The 877-nt window shown below is 44.5% G+C and carries 2 protein-coding genes; both read right to left on the reverse strand.

Annotated features, from left to right (window positions below; translation table 11 throughout):
* Positions 1 to 293, reverse strand: a 293-nt coding sequence (locus ACTHS4_RS11560) for a DNA adenine methylase (protein ID WP_440365972.1), incomplete at its 3' end; no start/stop codon positions are given.
* An 81-nt stretch (positions 294 to 374) separates the two neighbouring features.
* Positions 375 to 494 carry a Com family DNA-binding transcriptional regulator gene (locus tag ACTHS4_RS11565; protein ID WP_440365973.1) on the reverse strand — a complete coding sequence of 40 codons (120 nt, stop codon included), beginning with the start codon at positions 492 to 494 and terminating at the stop codon, positions 375 to 377.
* Positions 495 to 877 lie beyond the last annotated feature (383 nt).

Here is an 877-nt window from a genome sequence, read left to right on the forward strand (position 1 = left end):
TTTTGCAGGCAGGCGAATGTTTCGCGGCTGGTCAGCGTCCACTCGAACTGACGGACGAACTCGTCGAAATGGTGTTGTACCACACGATAGAGATTGATGAGCTGTCCGTTGATATCGTTGAGCACCTCAACTTTTGCAGGAACCGGGCGCATAAAGAACAACGCCGCTCCACCGGAAAACAACTCAACATAACAAGAATGCTCGGGGAACATGGGCAAAAGATGTTTTGCCAAACGACGTTTGCCACCCATCCAGGGGATAATAGGTAATGTCTGTTGCATTTTTTGCATCATATATACTCCTAAATTATGGCATTCGCGATGCTCTAAATCAGATTTAATATGATGCTCAAAGGCATTCTTTTGATTTATTAATTAGCTGAAAGAATTGATGTTTTTACAACGAGTGCACTTTATTTGTACACAACCGCTGCCTTTTGCCAGCAATTTCCCACAAAACTTACAGCGTAATTCACGATAGATTTGCATTTGCATCCACTCCTGTATCAGATAGAATGCCTCGGTCTCTAGAGACTAAGGCGGCCTTAGAAGTCAATGCAGGCATAATCTGCTTGGCTGGCGTAACAGTGTTGCCGCACTGTTACGTCGCCGTCCCACTTATATTTAAAATCCTCCACAAGGCCGCCTTATTCAGACGGCCTTTTATTTATATTTGCCCACAAATAGCGCAACTCTTTGGCTTTTGCGATGATACGTTCGGCGCATAATTATTTTAAGACGTTATACGAAAGCAACGCCTGGCTGTACTGCACTTATCCTTATACGCCCAGCTCTAAAACAGTAGTATCGGGAGCCTGACCAAGGATACGGTTGCTCAATACATCATAAAACACGCGCTGATTTAAAGCGGCTTGTCC

Source organism: Neisseria sp. P0014.S009 (genome assembly GCF_051958155.1).
Lineage (GTDB): Bacteria > Pseudomonadota > Gammaproteobacteria > Burkholderiales > Neisseriaceae > Neisseria > Neisseria flavescens_C.

What these genes read in the sequence shown, in the direction of transcription:
- ACTHS4_RS11565 (WP_440365973.1), bottom strand. Translation starts at nt 494, where the DNA reads ATGCAAATGCAAATCTATCGTGAATTACGCTGTAAGTTTTGTGGGAAA.